Source organism: Variovorax sp. E3, assembly GCF_016082275.1.
Taxonomy (GTDB): Bacteria; Pseudomonadota; Gammaproteobacteria; order Burkholderiales; family Burkholderiaceae_C; genus Variovorax.
On record NZ_MOWM01000062.1, the window covers coordinates 20284 to 38852 of the forward strand.

The 18569-nt window shown below is 69.6% G+C and carries 11 protein-coding genes and 6 pseudogenes; 8 read left to right on the forward strand and 9 right to left on the reverse strand.

Translation table 11 applies throughout. From position 1 onward, the window contains the following. Positions 1-2 precede the first annotated feature (2 nt). Positions 3-1210 (forward strand): annotated as a pseudogene (locus BMG07_RS21270) (acetate/propionate family kinase). Positions 1211-1216: 6 nt separating this feature from the next. On the opposite strand, the gene BMG07_RS42565 reads toward BMG07_RS21270, so the two are convergent. From BMG07_RS42565 to BMG07_RS21280, 3 genes are all read right to left on the reverse strand, one after another. Beyond that, entirely contained in the window at positions 1217-1816 is a 600-nt protein-coding gene (locus BMG07_RS42565) for a thiamine pyrophosphate-dependent enzyme (protein ID WP_269759239.1), read from the reverse strand. Continuing rightward, the gene (locus BMG07_RS21275) at positions 1747-2754 is read right to left on the reverse strand and encodes an acetolactate synthase large subunit (protein ID WP_269759240.1); all 1008 of its coding nucleotides are present in this window, start codon (positions 2752-2754) and stop codon (positions 1747-1749) included. The genes BMG07_RS42565 and BMG07_RS21275 overlap by 70 nt, the downstream gene beginning before the upstream one ends. Positions 2755-2821: 67 nt before the next feature. Then, positions 2822-3751: a tripartite tricarboxylate transporter substrate binding protein gene (locus tag BMG07_RS21280; RefSeq protein ID WP_198086219.1), complete on the reverse strand. Its 930-nt coding sequence runs from the start codon at positions 3749-3751 to the stop codon at positions 2822-2824. Positions 3752-4054: 303 nt separating this feature from the next. Here BMG07_RS21280 and BMG07_RS21285 point away from each other — a divergent pair, with 303 nt between their 5' ends. From BMG07_RS21285 to BMG07_RS21305, 5 genes and pseudogenes are all read left to right on the forward strand, one after another. Then, the gene (locus tag BMG07_RS21285; RefSeq protein WP_198086220.1) at positions 4055-4993 is read left to right on the forward strand and encodes a LysR family transcriptional regulator; all 939 of its coding nucleotides are present in this window, start codon (positions 4055-4057) and stop codon (positions 4991-4993) included. Positions 4994-5120: 127 nt separating this feature from the next. Beyond that, a pseudogene (locus BMG07_RS21290) lies at positions 5121-6103 on the forward strand (MDR family oxidoreductase). Positions 6104-6115: 12 nt separating this feature from the next. Beyond that, the gene (locus BMG07_RS21295; RefSeq protein ID WP_198086221.1) at positions 6116-6820 is read left to right on the forward strand and encodes a CoA-binding protein; all 705 of its coding nucleotides are present in this window, start codon (positions 6116-6118) and stop codon (positions 6818-6820) included. Next, the gene (locus tag BMG07_RS21300; RefSeq protein WP_198086222.1) at positions 6796-8229 is read left to right on the forward strand and encodes an acetate--CoA ligase family protein; all 1434 of its coding nucleotides are present in this window, start codon (positions 6796-6798) and stop codon (positions 8227-8229) included. The genes BMG07_RS21295 and BMG07_RS21300 overlap by 25 nt, the downstream gene beginning before the upstream one ends. A 13-nt stretch (positions 8230-8242) precedes the next feature. Further along, entirely contained in the window at positions 8243-9088 is an 846-nt protein-coding gene (locus tag BMG07_RS21305) for an enoyl-CoA hydratase-related protein (RefSeq protein WP_198086223.1), read from the forward strand. Positions 9089-9144: 56 nt separating this feature from the next. Here BMG07_RS21305 and BMG07_RS21310 read toward each other — a convergent pair whose 3' ends face one another. The 5 genes and pseudogenes from BMG07_RS21310 to BMG07_RS21330 form a co-directional block, all read right to left on the reverse strand. Further along, the gene (locus BMG07_RS21310) at positions 9145-10137 is read right to left on the reverse strand and encodes a tripartite tricarboxylate transporter substrate binding protein (protein ID WP_198086227.1); all 993 of its coding nucleotides are present in this window, start codon (positions 10135-10137) and stop codon (positions 9145-9147) included. A gap of 52 nt (positions 10138-10189) precedes the next feature. Then, positions 10190-11178 (reverse strand): annotated as a pseudogene (locus tag BMG07_RS21315) (Ldh family oxidoreductase). Further along, positions 11178-12106 (reverse strand): annotated as a pseudogene (locus BMG07_RS21320) (hydroxyacid dehydrogenase). The pseudogenes BMG07_RS21315 and BMG07_RS21320 overlap by 1 nt, the downstream one beginning before the upstream one ends. A 7-nt stretch (positions 12107-12113) precedes the next feature. Beyond that, a pseudogene (locus BMG07_RS21325) lies at positions 12114-13288 on the reverse strand (UxaA family hydrolase). Positions 13289-13343: 55 nt separating this feature from the next. Further along, entirely contained in the window at positions 13344-13625 is a 282-nt protein-coding gene (locus tag BMG07_RS21330; RefSeq protein ID WP_093135268.1) for a UxaA family hydrolase, read from the reverse strand. A 126-nt stretch (positions 13626-13751) separates the two neighbouring features. Here BMG07_RS21330 and BMG07_RS21335 point away from each other — a divergent pair, with 126 nt between their 5' ends. Next, complete coding sequence (locus BMG07_RS21335) at positions 13752-14531, forward strand: GntR family transcriptional regulator (protein ID WP_198086224.1); 780 nt, start codon at positions 13752-13754, stop codon at positions 14529-14531. 24 nt (positions 14532-14555) lie between these two features. On the opposite strand, the pseudogene BMG07_RS21340 reads toward BMG07_RS21335, so the two are convergent. Next, a pseudogene (locus BMG07_RS21340) lies at positions 14556-15487 on the reverse strand (LysR family transcriptional regulator). Between the two features lie 82 nt (positions 15488-15569). Here BMG07_RS21340 and BMG07_RS21345 point away from each other — a divergent pair. After that, positions 15570-18515, forward strand: coding sequence for a molybdopterin oxidoreductase family protein (locus tag BMG07_RS21345; RefSeq protein WP_198086225.1), 2946 nt, complete (start codon positions 15570-15572; stop codon positions 18513-18515). Positions 18516-18569 lie beyond the last annotated feature (54 nt).

The window sequence follows — 18569 nt, forward strand, 5'->3', positions numbered from 1 at the left end:
ACATGACCGATTCGCTGCTGACGCTCAACGCGGGCTCGTCGTCCATCAAGGTCGCATTGTTCGATGCGGCACACCCGGGCGGCGCCGACGACGCGTTGCCGTCGGCGCGCTGGTCGGGCCAGGCCGACGGGCTGGGCGCGGGCCTGAAGGCGCGGCTGCGGGTGCGCGACGCGCAAGGCAAGACGCTGCTGGACGAAGCGCTCGACGGTTCGCACGCCTCGCACGCCTCGCATCAGGGCGCGCTGGCCGCGCTGCTCGAATGGCATGCGCAGCAGGGCGAAGGCAGCCGCATCGCGGCGGTAGGGCACCGCATCGTGCACGGCGGCACGGACTTCGTGGCGCCGGTGCGCATCGACGCGGCCCTGCTCGACGCGCTCGCCAGGCTCGAGCCGCTGGCGCCGCTGCACCAGCCGCACAACCTGGCCGGCGTGCGCGCCGCCATGGCCGCCTTCGAGGGCGTGCCGCAGGTGGCCTGCTTCGACACGGCCTTTCATGCGGTGCAGCCCGAGGTCAACCGCCGCTTTGCATTGCCGCGTGAACTGCACGATGCGGGTGTGCGGCGCTATGGCTTTCACGGACTTTCCTATGAATCGATCGTTGCGCAGTTCGGCGGCATCGCGCCGGAGCTTGCGCAGCGGCGCGTGATCGTCGCGCACCTGGGCAACGGCGCGTCGATGTGCGGCATGCGGCATGGCCGCTCGGTCGCGACCACCATGACGTTCTCTCCGCTCGACGGGCTCACCATGGGCACGCGCTGCGGCCACATCGACGCGGCCGTGGTGCTGTACCTGATGCGCTCGCGCGGCATGTCGGCCGACGCGGTCGAGAAGCTGCTGTTCCGCGAGTCGGGCCTGCTCGGCATCTCGGGCGTGTCCAGCGACATGCGCGCGCTGGAGGCCTCGGCCGAGCCTGCGGCGGCGCAAGCATCGGGCATTTCGTCGAGCAGGTGGTGCAGCACATGGGCAGCCTGGCGGCCGCGCTGCGCGGTGTCGACGCCATCGTCTTCACGGGCGGCATCGGCGAGAACTCGGTCGCGCTGCGCGAACGCATCCTGGCCGATTGCGAATGGCTGGGCGTGCGCGCCGACACGGCCGCCAACCGCGAAGGCGCCGCGCGCCTCACCACGGCCGACAGCCCCGTCAGTGCGTGGGTGCTGCGCACCGATGAAGAGTCGGTGATTGCGCGGCACACGGCGCGCGTGCTCGCCTAGCCTTGCTCACAGAACGAGCTCGATGAGCCGGGGCCCGTTCGATCGAAGCGACCGCCCGAATGCCGCGTTGAACGCGTCCATGGTGTCCGCGCGCTCGGCATCGACACCGAAGGCGTTCGCCATGCGCACCCAGTCGATGGCCGGCCGGTCGAGACTCAGCATGTCCTGCGCGGTTTGCGTCGCCGTGGCACCCACGCGGGCCATCTCGTCGAACAGGATCGCGTAGCGCCTGTTCGACAGGATGACCGTCGTGACATCGAGGCTTTCACGGGCCTGCGTCCACAGCGACTGGACGGTATAGAGCGCGGAGCCGTCGGCCTGGAGGTTCACCACCCGGCGGCCCGGCGCGGCCACGGCGGCACCGGTCGCCATGGGCATGCCCGAGCCGATGGCGCCGCCGGTCAGTTGCATCCAGTCGTGAGGGGCGGCGCTGTGCATGCGGGGGAAGATGTCCCGTCCGAAACTCACACTCTCGTCGACGACGATGGCGCCTTCGGGCAGCAGCGCGGCCAGCGACTGCGCGAAGGCCTGCGCATTCACGGGGCCGTGGGCCGGATCGTTCGGCTGCGCGGTGTCGCCGGGAGTAAATGGCACGCAGTCGAGCATGGCCGCCAGACCTGCCAGGCGCCGGGAATGTCTTCCTCGGCGTGCGCGAGCACGGCGACCTGCACGTCCAGCGGTTCGGGCCTGGACCGGCCGTCGGGCCCCGCGAACGAAAACACCGGGCGACACGCACCCACGAGCAGAAGCCTCTTGACGTTGGCCAGCGCCTGGATCGCCGCCACGGGGGCATACGGAATCCGCTCGATCGCCGGCCGGCCGCGTCCGCGCTCGATGCGCGCAAGGGCGCTCTGCGCCATCAGGCGAACGCCCGTGCGCCGGGCGATGGCTCCCGCGAGCGCCAGGCCCGGCCCGAACAGCGCGTCGCCGCCCAGCAGCATCGCCGTCTCCGGCCCCAGGCGCGCCCAGGCGGCACCTTGCTCCAGCGCAGAAGCATCGGCGGGGCATGCGGCCGCCGCGACGCGCGGTGCAGCGCACTGCGCCCCCTCGCTCCAGCACACATCCGATGGAAGAATCAGGCTGGCGATGCCGCCGCCGGGTGCCATGGCCGCAGCCACCGCCGCCGCGCCGTCCCCGGCCACCGCATGCGCGTCGAGCACCGTGCGCGTCCAGGACGAGACGGTGCGCGCCAGGCTCTCCGTGTCCGCGGCCAGCGGTGGATCGGCGGGCCGGTGGCCGTGCGACAGGTCGCCGATCAGGTTCACGATCGGCGACCGCGCGCGGCGGGCGTTGTGCAGGTTGGCGATGCCGTTGGCCAGGCCAGGTCCGCAATGCAGCAGCGTTGCCGCCGGCCGGCGCATCATTCGCGCGTAGCCGTCCGCCGCACCCGTCGCCACACCTTCGGCGAGCGCCGGAATGCCGCGCATGCCGGGGACGCGGTCCATGGCCGCGACGAAATGCATCTCGCTGGTGCCGGGGTTGGAGAAGCACGTGTCGATGCCAGCCGCACACAAGGTGCGCAGCAGCGCCTCGGCGCCGTTCATCGGATACCCGCTCGTGTATCTGTCCGCATATCTGCCCGCGTACCTGTGCGTGTGTGCGCGAGGTGTCTCATTCGAGCTTGAGCCCCAGTTTCTGCACCAGCACCTTCAGCGTCGCCGTCTCCGAGCGCAGCACCTGGGCGAACTCGGCGGGCGTGCTGCCGTACGCGGGCATGCCGCGTTCTTCCAGCTGGCGCGCAAAGTCCGGCGCCGACAACGCCGCGGCCACGTCGTCGTGCAGCGACTTGACGATGGATGCCGGCGTTCTGGCCGGCGCGAGCAGCCCGAGCCACGACTTCATGCCGATGTCGGGATAGCCCGCCTCCGCCATGGTCGGCGTGCCGGGCGAGAGGCGAATGCGCTCGGCGGAAAGCACCGCAAGCGCCTTCAACTTGCCGGCACGCACCAGCGGCATCAGCACGGCTGCGTTGTCGAACATGAACTGGATCTGCCCGGCCATCAGGTCGTTCCAGGCCGGCGCGCCGCCCTTGTAGGGAACGTGGGTCGCCTGGATGCCCGTGGCCGCGCAGAACTGCGCGCCGTAGATGTGGTTGGTCGTGTTGTTGCCGTAGGACGCGTAGTTGAGCTTGTCCGGATGCGATTTCGCGTAGCTCACGAGTTCGCCCAGCGTGCCCACCCCGAGGCGCGGGTCCACCACCAGCATGAAGGCCCCGGACACCACTTGCGTGACCGGTTGCAAGTCTTTGAAGGGGTCATAGGGCAACGACAGTACCGTGGCCGCGGCGATGGTGAGTTCCGAGGGCGCGCCGAACAGCAGGGTGTAGCCGTCGGGGTCGGCCCGAGCCACCTGTTGCGCGCCGATCCTGCCGCTCGCGCCCGGGCGGTTCTCGACGATGACGGGCTGGCCGATCCGCCGGCCCAGTTGTTCGGCCAGCAAGCGGGCCACCACGTCGGCGCTGCCACCGGGCGGCCAGCCGACGACGAGCCGCAGCGGCTTGTCGGGCCAGCCGCTTTTCTGCGCGACGGCCATCAAGGGCATCAGGGGGATCAGGGCCAGGGCAGCTGTCACATGCCGGCGACGAAGCGGGGAAATTTCCGTAACCACTGGATGCTCCTTTGAAGTCATTTCAGGCCGGTTTGCAGATCGATGCAAGTCGTTCGTTCGTCGTGGAATCTAGGCGCCTCCCTGTGTCTCGGCAATCATCGATTCCGCATATTTGCGTTCTCGAAACGAGAACACGAAAAACGGCGAAAGCGTCATGATCCCGATCGGTGTCCGCGGTTCGCGGCACCACCGCACGCGGCCCGGCGCCGCGGTTGTTCATTCGATCCGAGGTACCTCATGTCACGCGAATCCTTCGTTCCGCTCAAGCATCCGCTCTCGCTGCGGTACTTCTTCGAGGTTGCCAAGGCCGGGTCTTTCCGCAAGGCCTCGACGCAAGTCCACATCGCCGCCTCGGCCATCAACCGGCACGTCAAATACCTCGAGGAGGAAATGGGGTCGCCGCTCTTCGAGCGCGGCCGCGGGCGCGAAGGGCTCAAGCTCACGGCGGCGGGAGAAATCCTCCTGTACCGCCTCAAGCGGGCCATGGCCGAACTGGGTGCGGCAGGTACCGAGATCGACTCCCTGCTCGGGCTCGAGCGGGGCACCGTGAACTTCGGGGTCAACGAAGGCATCTGGCGCGAGATGCTGCCCGGCGTGCTGACGCAGTTCCGGCGCAACTATCCCGGCATCCAGTACCACGTTGTGGCCGCCAACTCGCCGCGCCTGGCCGAGATGGTGCTGGCCGACGAAGTGGACTTTGCGCTGGCCTTCAATCCGTCGCCTCACGAGGGGTTGACGCTGGCCGCGCGGCGCGATGTCGGGGCCTGCGTGATGGCGCGGCGAAACCACCCCCTGGCCGCGCGTCGCGCGCTGCGCCTGCGCGATTGCGCGCAGTACGAACTGGTCATGCCCGACGAGTCGCTGGCGCTGCGCGCCACGCTGGACAAGATGTTCTCGCAGGCCGGCCTGGCGCCGCGCGTCGCACTCACCACCAACTCCTACGAGGTGATGCGCTCGGCAGCCGAGGCGGGCGTGGGCATCGCGATCCTGACACAGCAGGTCTTTGCGTCGAACCCCAAGGCTTCGGGCGTGGTCTACCTTCCGCTGCGCGACAGCAGCATCTCGCCGCAGCTCCTGGCGTGCTGCACCCGACGCGGCCGCGTGCTGTCGGCCGCCAGCGCCGCCATGGTGGGGAGCATCGCCAGCGTGCTCGAGTCCGCCGCCGCATCGGGCTAGCCCGCGCTTTCTTGCGTTCTCGCAGCGAGAACGCAGGGGCGACAAATCGGTGCTTGTCGCGGACGACTCCGGCTTCTAGATTTCCCCTGTGCCGCGGATGTCCCGCGGATGAACGAAGGAGATCACCGTGCCAAGGGCCATCCTGCTGAGCAAGCACAACGACCGAATCGGCGCCGTCGTGCGCGAGCTGTCCGACGCGGACTTTCCGGAATCGGAAGTCCGGCTCCGGGTGGCGTATTCGTCACTCAACTACAAGGACGCACTGGCCATCGCGCGCGGCGAACCCGTGGTACGGCAATGGCCGATGGTGCCGGGCATCGACGCGTCGGCGTGGTCGAACGCAGCACGAGCCCGCTGGTTCGCGAAGGCGACCGCGTGCTGCTGAACGGCTGGGGGGCCGGCGAGCGCCACTGGGGCTGCCTCGCGCAGTGCGCGAGCGTGAAGGCCGAGTGGCTCGTGGCGTTGCCCGATGGGCTGGACAGCCGCGCAGCCATGGGCCTGGGCACGGCCGGGTACACCGCGATGCTGTGCGTGCTGCAACTCGAACGGCACGGAGTGCGGCCTTCGGATGGCGAGGTGCTCGTCACCGGCGCGGCCGGCGGCGTCGGCGGCATTGCCATCGCCCTGCTGGCGCGGCGCGGTTTTACCGTTGTCGCGAGCACGGGCCGTCCCTCGGAGGCGCCTTACCTCCGGCGCCTGGGTGCGTCGAGCGTCATCGATCGCCAGGAGTTGTCGGCGCCGGGCAAGCCGCTGATGCGTGAACGCTGGGCCGCCGTGGTCGATTCCGTCGGCAGCCACACGCTGGCCAACGCCTGTGCATCGACGCGCTACGGCGGTGTCGTCGCTGCCTGTGGCCTGGCGCAGGGGATGGACCTGCCGGTGACCGTTGCGCCTTTCATCCTGCGCGGGGTCACGCTGGCGGGGGTGGACTCGGTCATGGCGCCGCTTGCCGTGCGCAAGCACGCCTGGGAATGCCTGGCCGCGGAGATGGACCGCGATCTGCTGGCGCAGATGTCCAGCGAGATCGGGCTGGCGGAGGCGATCGCCGTCGCACCCTTGCTGCTGGCGGGCCAGGTCCGCGGGCGGACTGTCGTGAACGTGAACGCCTGAAGGGAGCACGCCATGAACCTGAATGCATTGTTGAGCCCCTCTTGCGTCGCCATCGTCGGCGCTTCGTCGCGCCCCGGCGCCCTCGGCCAGCGAGTGCTGGACAACCTTGTGCGCGGCGGGTACGAGGGCCGCGTCTATCCCGTTCATCCGAGCGAATCGCGGATCGCGGGCATCGCCTGTCATCCCGGCCTGGACGCGCTGCCGGAGGTGCCGGAGTGCATCGCCGTGGCGCTGGCCGCAGACAAGGTGCTGCCCATCCTGGAGCAGGCCGCGGCGCGCGGCACCCGGGCCGCGGTGGTGTTCGCCAGCGGTTTCTCCGAGATCGGCGAGCAGGGCGCGCGCCTGCAGCGTTCGCTGTCCGACTTCTGCCTCGACAGCGGCATGAAGGTCTGCGGACCGAACGTGCTCGGCGTGCGCAACCTGCATCGGCGCTTTGCGCTCTACAGCGCGCCGCTGCCGGCCGATCCCCCTCGCGGAGGCGTGGCGATCGCCGCGCACTCCGGCTCGGCCTGCATCGCGCCCAGCGGGACCGGGCGCTTCGGGCTGAGCCACGTGGTCTCCATGGGCAACAGCGTGGCCCTCGACGTGGACGACTACCTGGACCACTTCGCCGACGACGAGAACACGCGGCTGGCCTGCCTGTTCCTGGAGACCGTCCGCGGCCGGACCGGTTGGCCGCCGCGGCCGCACGCATGCGCGCGGCCGGCAAGCCCGTGATCGCCCTGAAGGTCGGCCGCACGGCCTTGGGCGCGGCGGCATCGGCGGCGCATACCGGTTCGCTGGCGAGTTCGCATGCGGCAGCGAGCGAGTTCTTTGCGCAGGCCGGCATCGTCGTGGTCGACGACCTCGACGAGTTGATCGAAGCCTGCGTGCTGTTCAACACCGTGCGCAAGCCGCCGGCGGGCGACGGCCTGGCCGTCATCAACATCAGCGGCGGCGAAGTCGCGTTGACCTGCGACCTGGGGCAGGAACTCGGGTTGCGGCTGCCAGCGTTGGGTGAAGCCACGACGCGGGAACTGACGGCCGTGCTGCCGGATTTCGCCACGCCCGCCAATCCCCTGGACGCCACGAGCGCCGCGCTGGCGGACGCGCAGGTCTACGAATGCGCGGTGCATGCGCTGCTGCGCGATCCGGCGGTGGGGCTGGTCGCGATCTCGCAGGACTGCCCCGCAGGGCTGAGCGACGGCGCAGCCGGCGGCTACCGCCGGCTGGCCCAGGCGGCGGCGAAGGTGGACCGCACCACCGACAAGCCCGTTGTCTTCTACAGCAACGTGGCAGGCCCGCTGCATGCCGTGACGATCGAACCGCTGCGCGACTCGCAGGTTCCGGTGCTGCAGGGCGCGCGCCCCGCGCTGATCGCCATTCGCGCCTACCTGGCGTGGCACCGCTGGACGCCGACCCCGAGCGCGCGGGTCAGCGGCGTGCAAGTGCTCCCCGCATGGCACGAGCGCCTGGCCAGCGGGGCGGCCCTGTCGGAGAACGAGGCCAAGCGATTCCTGCAGGACCATGGCGTGCGCATCACGCGAGAGACACCGGCCGCGACCGCGCAAGCCGCCGTTCGCGCGGCCGAGGAGATCGGCTTCCCGGTGGTCCTCAAGGTGGACTCGCCCGACATTGCACACAAGAGCGACGTAGGCGGCGTGGCGCTTTCGCTTCACAGCGCGGCGGCGGTCGCGCAGGCGTTCGACCGCATTCTCGAAAGCGTCGCGAGGCACCGGCCCGACGCTGCGCTGCACGGTGTCGTCGTGCAGGAGATGGTGACCGGCGGCGTCGAGATGATCATCGGGTCGGCGCAGCACCCCCCCTTTGGAACCGGCATCGTCGTCGGCGCCGGCGGCGTGCTGGTCGAGTTGCTGAACGACGGTGTCTTCGCGTTGGCACCCGTGGACGCCGCGCGGGCACGGCAACTGGTCGGCAGCACGCGCGCGAGCAAATTGCTGGACGGCTACCGCGGCAGCGCCGCCGCTGACCGGCAGGCCCTGGAGGCCGTGGTGGTGCGCGTGAGCGAGATCGCGCACGCCTATGCCGACGTCGTCGACACCATCGAACTCAACCCCGTTGCCGTGCTCCGCCAGGGGCACGGCGCCTGTGCGCTCGACGCACTGATTCTTCCGCGTCAACCTTGAGGAAACCTGCACCATGACCAACCACCCGACTTCCGAAGACAGCAACGGCTATCGCTGCATTCGCCTGGACATCGACCGCTGGGTCGCGACGATCACGCTGGCCTTGCCGGAAAAGATGAACGCGCTGGGCGATGAAATCCTGCTCGAGATGCAGCACGCGCTCGACGCTCTCGAACGGAACCCGGCGATCCGTGCGCTCATCGTCACCGGCGCCGGGCGCGCCTTCAGTTCCGGGTTCGATCTCAGCCCGCGCGAGAAGCCGTTCACGACGGTGCAGGACTGGCGCGAGCATGCCCGCCTGGGCAACGAGACCTTCCTGAAGATCTGGCGCTCGCGCCTGCCAGTGATCGCGGCGGTCAACGGCTTTTGCCTGGGCGGCGGCTGCGAGCTGTCGATGGCGTGCGACTTCACGCTCGCGGCCGACGATGCGCAGTTCGGCGAGCCCGAGATCCAGTTCCAGTCGGCGCCCCCGTTGATGATCATGCCCTGGGTCGTGGGGATGAAGAAGACCAAGGAGTTGATGCTCACCGGCGATCGCATCGGCGCGCGCGAGGCCTGCGAGGCGGGCCTGGCGACCCGCGTCGTGCCCGCAGGGGCGTTGATGGACGAGGCGCGCAAGCTGGCGCTGAGGTTCTCGATGATCGCCCCCGACGCCATGCAGATGAACAAGCAGACGATCAACCGCAGCTACGAGATGCGCGGCTTCCAGTCGACCATTGACTACGGGGCCGAGATGTTCGCGCTGATCCATCTTCTGGACTCGGAAGAGAAGCGGGAATTCTTCGGCATCGCCCAGGACAAGGGGCTCAAGGCGGCCTTCAAGTGGCGCGACGAGCGGTTTTCCGTGGGCGGCGCCTGAGGCCACCGAAGCCCGGCCGGCGCGGGCGCCGCATGCCGGGTTTTTCCCCCGCGCGGCTAGCCCGGCTGGATGTCCGCTGCCTTGATGACGTGCGCCCAGCGCGCGATCGCCTCGGTGAGAAAAGGCGCAAAGCGCTCCGGCCCGCGCGCATCGATCACGAAGCCCTGCTGGCGCATGCGCTCGTCCAGGCCGGGCTGCGCGAGGATCTTCACCACCTCCGCGCCAAGCTTCTGCACCGCGGCGTCGGGCATGCCGGCGGGCGCCATCATCCCCGTCCAGTTCTCGACCTGCAGCGTGGGCATGCCGGCTTCGGCCGTGGTCGGCACGTCGGGCAGCAAGGGGTAGCGCACCTTGCTCGCGATGGCGAGCGCGCGCAGCTTGCCGCCCTTCACATGCGGGATCGATTCGGGGATGTTCGAGAACACCACGTCCAGTTGTCCGCCGATGAGGTCGGTCATGCAGGGCGCACCGCCCTTGTAGGGCACGTGCTGGATGGCTGACTTGTTCAGCTCGTTGAAGAGCGCCAGCGTCAGGTGCGGCGGCGTGCCGCTGCCGCTGGAGCCGGCGTTGAGCTTGCGCGTCTTCGACTGCGCCATCAGGTCCTTCAGGTCGCGGATGGGGCTGGCGGCGGGCACCACGATCAGCATCGGGCTGCCGGCCATCAGCGCCACCGGGCGCAGGTCCTTCTGAAAGTTGAAGGGCGACTTCGGAAACAGCGTCACGTTGGCCGCGTGCGTGAGCGTGATCGCCAGCAGCGTGTTGCCGTCGGGCGGCGCCTTGGCCACGAGGTCGGCGCCGATCTGGCCGTTGCCGCCGGGGCGGTTGTCCACCAGCACGCTGACCTTCCAGCGCTCGCCGAGCTGCTGGCCGATCTGCCGCGCCATCACGTCGGTGAGGCCACCCGCCGGAAAGGGCACCACGTAGCGCAGGGTCGCGTCGGGCCGGGGGTAGTCGGCCGCCTGCGCCCAGCCCATGGCGGGTGCCAGCCCGCCCATCGCCCCCATGGCACTCACCGTTGCCGCGTGCCGCAGCAGCTCGCGTCGTTGCATGCTTCTCATCGTCTTGTCTCCTTTTGTTGTGGGGAAATCAGCGCGGCCGGGTTCAGGTCAGCAGCGCGTCGGGTACGTCGATTCCTTTCTGCTCCGCGTCCAGCCGCAGGCGTTCGCGCCGCGCGCCGGGCAGGCGCACGCCGTCGTCGCGCAGCATTTCCGTCACCAGCACCTCGATGCGGTCGAGGTAGCTCGCCGAGCCGGTCAGGGCGCCGGGGTCGATGACGATGAAGGCCTGGCCGATGCGCGGCCGGTTGCCCGCGTCCTCGAAGAAGCTCGAGGCCTCGAAGCCGAACTGCGCGCCGACCAGCGCCGTCACCAACAGCTCCACCACCAGCGCGAGCATCGCGCCCTTGGGGCTGCTGGCGGCGCCGACCGGCAGCATCGAGCCCTCGAGCGCGGCCTGCGCGTCGGTGGTGGGGCGGCCCTCCTTGTCGAGCGCCCAGCCCACGGGAATGGGCTTGCCCTGTTTCGCCGCGACCATGACCTTGCCGCGCGCCGCTTCGGAAAGGCTCAGGTCGATCATCAGCGGCGCGGCGTCGCGCCGGGGGAACACGGCCGCCACCGGGTTGGTGCCGAAGATCGGGTGGCGGCGCCCGCCGCCGGCATCGCGGCCGGCGAGTTGGCGAAGCCGAGCCCGACCATGCCGGCCGCCGCCGCCGCGCGCAGGTGGTCGACCACCACGCCGCAGTGGTGGCTGTTGGCCACGCCCGCGATGCTGATGCCGAAGTCGCGCGCCCGCGTGATCGCCTCGGCGACCGCCATCTCGCAGGCCGCGAAGGCCAGCCCTTCGTGCGCATCGATCAATGCCGCGCCGCCCTTGGCGTGGCGCAGCGTGGGCACGGCGTTGCCGTTGACGCGGCCGTTGCGCAGGTGGGTGGTGTACTGGCCGATGCGGCTCAGGCCGTGCGAGCCCAGCCCCTGTGCCTCGGCCAGCACCAGCGCGCGTGCCGTGGCGTCGGCCATCGCGGCGTTGGCGCCCGCCGTGCGCAGCGCCTGCGCGACCGCGTCGCGCGCCTGTTGCAGTTGCAGCGTGGCCATCAGTGCAAGGCCTCCAGGATCCTGTCGGCGACGAGGCCGCTCACGCGCTCGTTCGACTCGACCGTCACGCCCGCGATGTGCGGCGTGAGCAGCAGGTTGGGGCAGTCCTGGAAGTGCGGCGCGGCCGCGAGCGGCTCGCTGTCGAACACGTCGAGCGCCGCGCGCCGAGCCGGCCCTCGCGCAGCGCCTGCGCCACGGCCGCCTCGTCGACGATGCCGCCGCGCGCGCTGTTGACCAGCACGGCGCCGGGCTTCATGGCGGCGATGCGCGCCGCGCCGAAGAGCCCGCGCGTGGTGTCGACCAGCGGCAGGTGCAGGCTCACCACGTCGGCCTGCGCAAGCAGCGCGTCGAGCGTGGCGCAGCAGCGCACGCCGTGCTGCGCAAAGGCGGGGTGGCCCGCGCCCATGGCCGCGTCGAACGCCACCGCGTGCATGCCCAGCGCGCCGGCCAGCCGCGAGGTCAGCTGGCCGATGGCGCCGAAGCCCACCAGCCCGAGCGTCTTGCCCGACAGCTCGCGCCCGTTCGACAGCGCGTTGCGCGGCCAGCGGCCCGCGGCCACCTCGGCCGTCGACGCATAGGCGCCGCGCAGCAGCAGCATCGCGCTCGCGATCACGTACTCCGCCACGCTCAGCGCGTTGGCGCCGGTGGCCGGAATCACGCGCATGCCGCGGGCCTCGCAGCCCGGCACGTCGATGTTGTCCAGCCCCACGCCGAGCCGGCCGACCGCGCGGCAGCGCGAGAGCGCGTCGAGCAGCTCGCCGCGCACCTGCGTGCGGTTGCGCACGATGAGCGCGTCGGCGCCCGGCGCCTCGCGGTGCAGGCGCGCGCCGTCGTCCACCAGCCGGGGGTCGTACAGCACGTCGTGCCGCGCGCGAAGCCGCGCGACCGCGGCCTCGTCCATGAATTCCGCAATGACGATGCGCTTCATGGCGCGCTCAGGCCGATTCGTACAGGCGCGTCATCACGAACTCGCGATGCCCCAGCGCCTCGGCCGCCGTGAGCCGGCCGTTGGCGGTGCGCAGCATGCATTCGAGCAACTGGTCGCCGGCTTGGTCGAGCGTCATCTCGCGCTGCAGCAGGCCCGAGGTGTCGACGTCGACGTGCTCGCTCATGAGCCGCACCGTGCGCGGGTTGGCGCAGATCTTGATGACCGGAAGAATCGGGTTGCCGATCACATTGCCCTGGCCCGTGGGAAAGAAGTGCACCGCATAGCCCGAGGCCGCGCACAGCGTGACCATCTCGGCCGCCGCGCTCGAAGAATCCATGAACCACAGGCCCGAGCCGGTCGCACCTCGGCCTTGTCGAGCACGCCGTCGACCAGGCACTTCTTGCCGATCTTCTGGATGTTGCCCAGCGCCTTTTCCTCGATGGTGGTGAGGCCGCCCGCGATGTTGCCCTTGGTCGGCTGCGAGTCCGACAGGTCGCTGGTCTTGTGGCGGTTGATCATGGCCTGGTAGCGGTCGAACATGAACATGAAGCGCTCCTTCACCTCCGGCGTGCGGCAGCGGTCGGCCACGATGCGCTCGCCGCCCGTGATCTCCGAGGTTTCGCCGAACACCAGCGTGTTGCCGGTCTCGTAGAGCTTGTCGAAGGCGTTGCCCACGGTGGGGTTGGAGCCGCAGCCCGAGGTGGTGTCGCTCTCGCCGCACTTGGTGGACACCCACAGCTCGTGGATGGCGCAGGGCTCGCGCTGCTTCTCGCTGGCGGCCTGCACGAACTGGCGCGCCACCTTGCTCGCGCGCAGGATGGTGTCGTGGTCGCCGTGGCCCTCGATGCCGAAGCCCACCACCGGCTTGCCCGTGGCGGCAATGCCCTCGACCACCTTCTGCGTCCAGCTGTCCTCGATGCCGATGACCACGACCGCCGCCACGTTGGGGTTGCAGCCCGCGCCGATCAGCGTGCGAAAGTGCAGGTCGAGGTCGGCGCCGAACTGCAGGCGGCCGTAGGGGTGGGGAATGGCGAGCGCGCCCTTGATGTTGTGCGCCACCGCTTCGGCGGCGGCGTTGGACAGGTCGTCCAGCGGCAGGATGACGACGTGGTTGCGAATGCCGACGCGGCCGTTTTCGCGGCGATAGCCGAGGAAGGTGGTGTCTTTGGAAATGATGGACATGCTGTGCTTTCGGGTTCGTGGGTGAAAGACCTGGGGGCGTTGCGCTGCGGCGCGCCTACCAGCGCTTGGTCTTGATGTTCTGCACGTGGGCGTGCTCGCCGGCCTTGATGGGCGCGACCACCTTGCCCATGTCGATGCCGTACTTCCACACCGTGTCGCCGGGCGCCATGTCGCGCAGCGCGACCTTGTGGCCGATCGGGATGTCCTGGCGCGCGTCGACGCTGGTCATCCGGTCTTCGTCCATGATCCAGCCGCTGAGCGACATGCCGGCTTTCACGCCTTCCACCACCACGACCGCGACCGTGTCCTTCGCGTCGTGCAGTACGAAATGAATCATCGTTGTCTCCTGTTTGGACTCGCTGAAAATTTGCAGCGAGGGCAGTGTCCGAGCGGGCCTCTCCGAGTGTCAAACAAGTCATTTGAATGACTTGAATGAATCGGCAAGCGGCCTCAACATCGCCCCATGCGCCAATCGACCCCGTTGTCTTCGCTCTCTGCCTTCGAGCCGATTCCGCCCGATGCGGCGGGCGCGCCGCTGTACCGGCTCGTCAAGCGTTCGCTGCTGCGCGCCATCGAATCCGGGCGCTGCGCGGCGGGCAGCGCGCTGCCGAGCGAGAGCGCGCTGGCCGGCGCGCTCGGCGTGTCGATCGGCACGCTGCGCCACGCGACCGACGACCTCGTGGCCGAGCACATCCTCGTGCGGCGACAAGGGCGCGGCACTTTCGTTGCGGTGCACAACGCCGACCGCTTCATGTTCCAGTTCTTCCACGTGGAGCGCAGCGACGGGCTGCGGCAGGCGCCGCAGGTGGAACTGGTGGCCTTCGAGCGCGTGCGCATGGACGAGGAGCCCGCGCAGGCGCTGGGGCTGAAGACCGGCGAACCCGCGATCCAGATCGACAACCGCCTGCTGCTGCAGGGCCGCGCCGTGATCCACGACCGGCTCACGCTGCCGGCCCTGCTGTTCAAGGGCCTGACCGAGAAGCGCTTTCGCGAGCGGCCCAGCACCATCTACCACCTCTACCAGACCGAGTTCGGCATCACGGTGACGCTGGCGCGCGAGCGGGCGAGGGCGATCACGGCCGACCGCGGCGTGGTGCGCATCCTGGGCGTGGCCTCGGGGGCGCCGGTGATGGAAGTGCGGCGCACCGCGCTGACCTTCGGCGACAAGCCGGTGGAGTACCGCGTGTCGACCATCAACACCGCGCACTACGAGTACGTGCACCTGCTGTCGCGGCCGGCATAGGCCGCCGGCGCGACAGGCGAAGCGCTAGCGCGCTTCCGCCGCGCGCGGCACGATCGCGCCGCAATGCCGCAGGAAGTCGGCCGTGGCGCGGCCCAGCAGCTTGTCGCGGTGCATCACCGTCGCCAGCCGCCGCATGCCGGCCGGCAGCCGTGTGCGCAGCTCGACGAGGTGGCCGTCTTCCAGCGCCTGCGCCACCGTGTAGCGCGACAGGCATGCCACCCCCGTGCCAGCAGCCACCACGCGCTTGATGGCCTCGGTGCTGCCCAGCTCGAAGCCCACGCGCACCTGCTCGAGGTTCTGGATCAGCCACGCGTCGGTGACTTGCCGCGTGCCCGAGCCGTGCTCGCGCAATACCCACGTGGCCTGCGACAGCTGCTTGTGCGTGGCGACGCGGCCCGCCAGCGCGTGGCCGGGCGCGGCGACGATGACCAGCTCGTCGTCGCGCCAGGCGCGCACCACGAGGTCGGGGTGGGTCTGCGGGCCTTCGATGAAGCCCACGTCCACCTCGAAGCCCGCGACCGCCTCGATCACGTCGTGCGTGTTCGCGATGTGCAGGTGCACCTGGCTTTGCGGATGCTGCTGCGTCCACTGCGACATCTTCTCGGGCAGCAGGTATTCGCCGATGGTGAAGCTGGCCGCCACGCGCAGCGGCGCCGCATGCTCGCCGCTGAACAGCGCCTCGACCTCGGCGGCCTGGTCGAGCAGCGCCTGCGCCTTGGGCAGCAGCGCGCGGCCGTTCTCGTTGAGCGCAAGGCGGCGGCCGATGCGGTCGAACAGCAGGGCGCGACGGACGATTCGAGGTCGGCCAGCGCGCTGCTCGCGGCCGACTGCGAGCGCGCCACGCGGTCGGCCGCCGCGCGGGTGCTGCCCTCGCGCGCGGTGGCCACGAACACCTCGAGCTGGCGCAGGTTCAGGCGCAGCCGCTGGCTCTGGAGCTGATCTGTTTTTCCGGTCATGGTGAGCGATATTCTCTGCTTTTCCGCTTGATGGCGGGTGCATAACATCGCACGGCCCACGCTTGAAAACAAAGGACCGCCAGTGTTCAGTTTCCTGTCCCGCGAGCCCGTGCATGACCCGCTGCATGCGCCCACGCCCACGGCCGACACCACCGTGAAGACCACCACCTGCTACATGTGCGCCTGCCGCTGCGGCATTCGCGTGCATCTGCGCGAAGGCGAAAAGGGCCCCGAGGTCCGCTACATCGACGGCAACCCCGACCACCCGCTGAACCAGGGCGTGATCTGCGCCAAGGGCTCGTCGGGGATCATGAAGCAGGTGTCGCCCGCGCGCATCACGCAGCCGCTGCTGCGCAAGGCCGGCAGCGAGCGCGGCGCGGGCGAGTTCGAGCCCATCAGCTGGGAGCGCGCCTACGGCATGCTGACCGAGCGGCTGGGCAAGATCCGCGCGACCGACCCGAAGAAGTTCGCGCTGTTCACGGGGCGCGACCAGATGCAGGCGCTCACGGGCCTGTTCGCCCGGCAGTTCGGCACGCCCAACTACGCGGCGCACGGCGGCTTCTGCTCGGTCAACATGGCCGCGGGAATGATCTACACCATCGGCGGCAGCTTCTGGGAGTTCGGCGGGCCCGACCTGGAGCGCGCCAAGCTGTTCGTGATGATCGGCACGGCCGAAGACCACCACAGCAACCCGATGAAGATCGCCATCAGCAAGTTCAAGCGGGCGGGCGGGCGCTTCATTTCGATCAACCCGGTGCGCACGGGCTACTCGGCCATCGCGGACGAGTGGATTCCCATCAAGCCAGGCACCGACGGCGCGCTGTTCATGGCGCTGCTGCACGAGCTGATCGGCAACGAGCTCGTGGACCATGCGTTCCTCCAGCGCTTCACCAACGCGCCTCAGCTCGTGGTGCTCGACGACTGCGAGCGGCAGGGCCTGTTCGCGTTCGACCCCGACCCGCAGCGCGGCCCGCCCGGCGACGGCCGCAACCCGCACAACAAGCTGGTGTGGGACAAGGCCAGTGGCAGCGTGAAGAACGCTTATCCCGAAGGCATTGCCGACGGCTGCGACCCGGCGCTCGAAGGCCACTACACATTGGCCGACGGCACGCGCGTGGCGCCGTCGTTCCAGCTGCTGCGCGAGCGCGTGGCCAGCTGCACGCCCGAGTGGGCGCAAGCCATCACCGGCATCGACGCGGCGCGCATCCGCAAGCTCGCGCGCGAGATGGGCGAGACGGCGCTGAAGCAGGCCTTCGAGCTGCCGATTCCATGGACCGACGCGTGGGGCAAGAAGCACCCGAGCACACAGGCGCGCCCCGTGGCCTTTCATGCGATGCGCGGGCTGGCGGCGCACTCCAACGGTTTCCAGACGGTGCGCGCGCTGGCCGTGCTGATGAGCGTGCTGGGCACCATCGACGCGCCCGGCGGCTTTCGCCACAAGGCACCGTACCCGCGCCACATCGTGCCGAACTACCGCGCCTTCAACGACCCCGGAATGATCCAGCCCAACACGCCGCTCAATGCCGCGCCGCTGGGTTTTCCGGCGAGCCCGGACGAACTGGCGATCAACCCCGACGGTTCGCCGATCCGCATCGACCACGCGTTCTCGTGGGAGCACCCGCTGTCGGCGCACGGGCTCATGCACAACGTGATCACCAACGCGGCGAAGGGCGACCCCTACCGCATCGACACGCTGCTGATCTTCATGGCCAACATGGCGTGGAACTCCAGCATGAACACCATGGGCGTGCGCGAGATGCTCAACCGCAAGGACGAGAAGGGCGAGCACATGATCCCGTTCCTGGTGGTGTGCGACGCCTTCCAGAGCGAGACCGTGGCCTTTGCCGACCTGGTGCTGCCCGACACCACGTACCTGGAGCGGCACGACGTGATGGGCATGCTCGACCGGCCGATCTCGGAGTTCGACGGGCCGGTCGATTCGGTGCGCGTGCCGGTGGTGCCGCCGACGGGGGAGTGCAAGCCTTTTCAGGAGGTGCTGATCGAGCTGGCCTCGCGGCTCAAGTTCCCGGCCTTCACCACGCCCGAGGGCGGGCGCAAGTACAGCGGCTACCCCGACTTCGTCGTGAACTTCGAGCCGCAGCCGGGCATCGGTTTTCTCATGGGCTGGCGCGGCAAGGACGGCACCGAGCACCTGCGCGGCGCGCCCAACCCGAAGCAGTGGGAAGCCTATGCGCAGAACAACTGCGTGTTCCAGTACCACATGCCCGAGACCATGCACTACATGCGCAACTGGAACCGGGAGTACCTCGACTTCGCCAAAGACAAGGGCTGGCGCCAGCGCAACGACCCGGTGCAGCTGGCGCTGTACTCCGACACGCTGCAGAGCTTTCGCCTCGCGGCGCAAGGCAAGAGCCCGGGGCGGCAGCCGCCCGATGCGCTGCGCGAGCGCATCGACACGTATTTCGACCCGCTGCCGTTCTGGTACCCGCCGCTGGAAGAGGCTGCGACCGACCTCGAGGCCTATCCGCTCAACGCGCTGACGCAGCGGCCGATGGCGATGTACCACTCGTGGGACTCGCAGAACGCGTGGCTGCGGCAGATCCACAGCCACAACTATTTGCACGTGAACCCCGTGACCGCGCAGGCCGCGGGCATTGCCGACGGCGGCTGGTGCTGGGTCGAGAGCCGGTGGGGACAGGTGCGCTGCATGCTGCGCTACAGCGAGGCGGTGGAGCCCGGGACCGTGTGGACGTGGAACGCGATCGGCAAGGCCGACGGTGCGTGGCAGCTCGCGCCGGGCGCGGACGAGGCGCGCAAGGGCTTTCTGCTGAACCACCTGATCAGCGAGGAGCTGCCTTGCGAGGGCACGGCCAGCGGAACCATCAGCAATTCGGACCCGATCACCGGGCAGGCCGGGTGGTACGACGTGCGCGTGCGCATTCGGCCGGCGGAGCCCGGGGAGCCTGAAGAAAGCTACCCGCAGATGGCGAGCATGCCGGCGGTGCCCGGGGTGCTGGGGAAGGCTGCGAGCGTGTTGACTTACTTTGCGGGGAGGGGGAAGAAATGATGCAGTGGCTGAAAGACCTGATGGCCCCGGCATCGCTCCCTCCCCTCCCGGGGG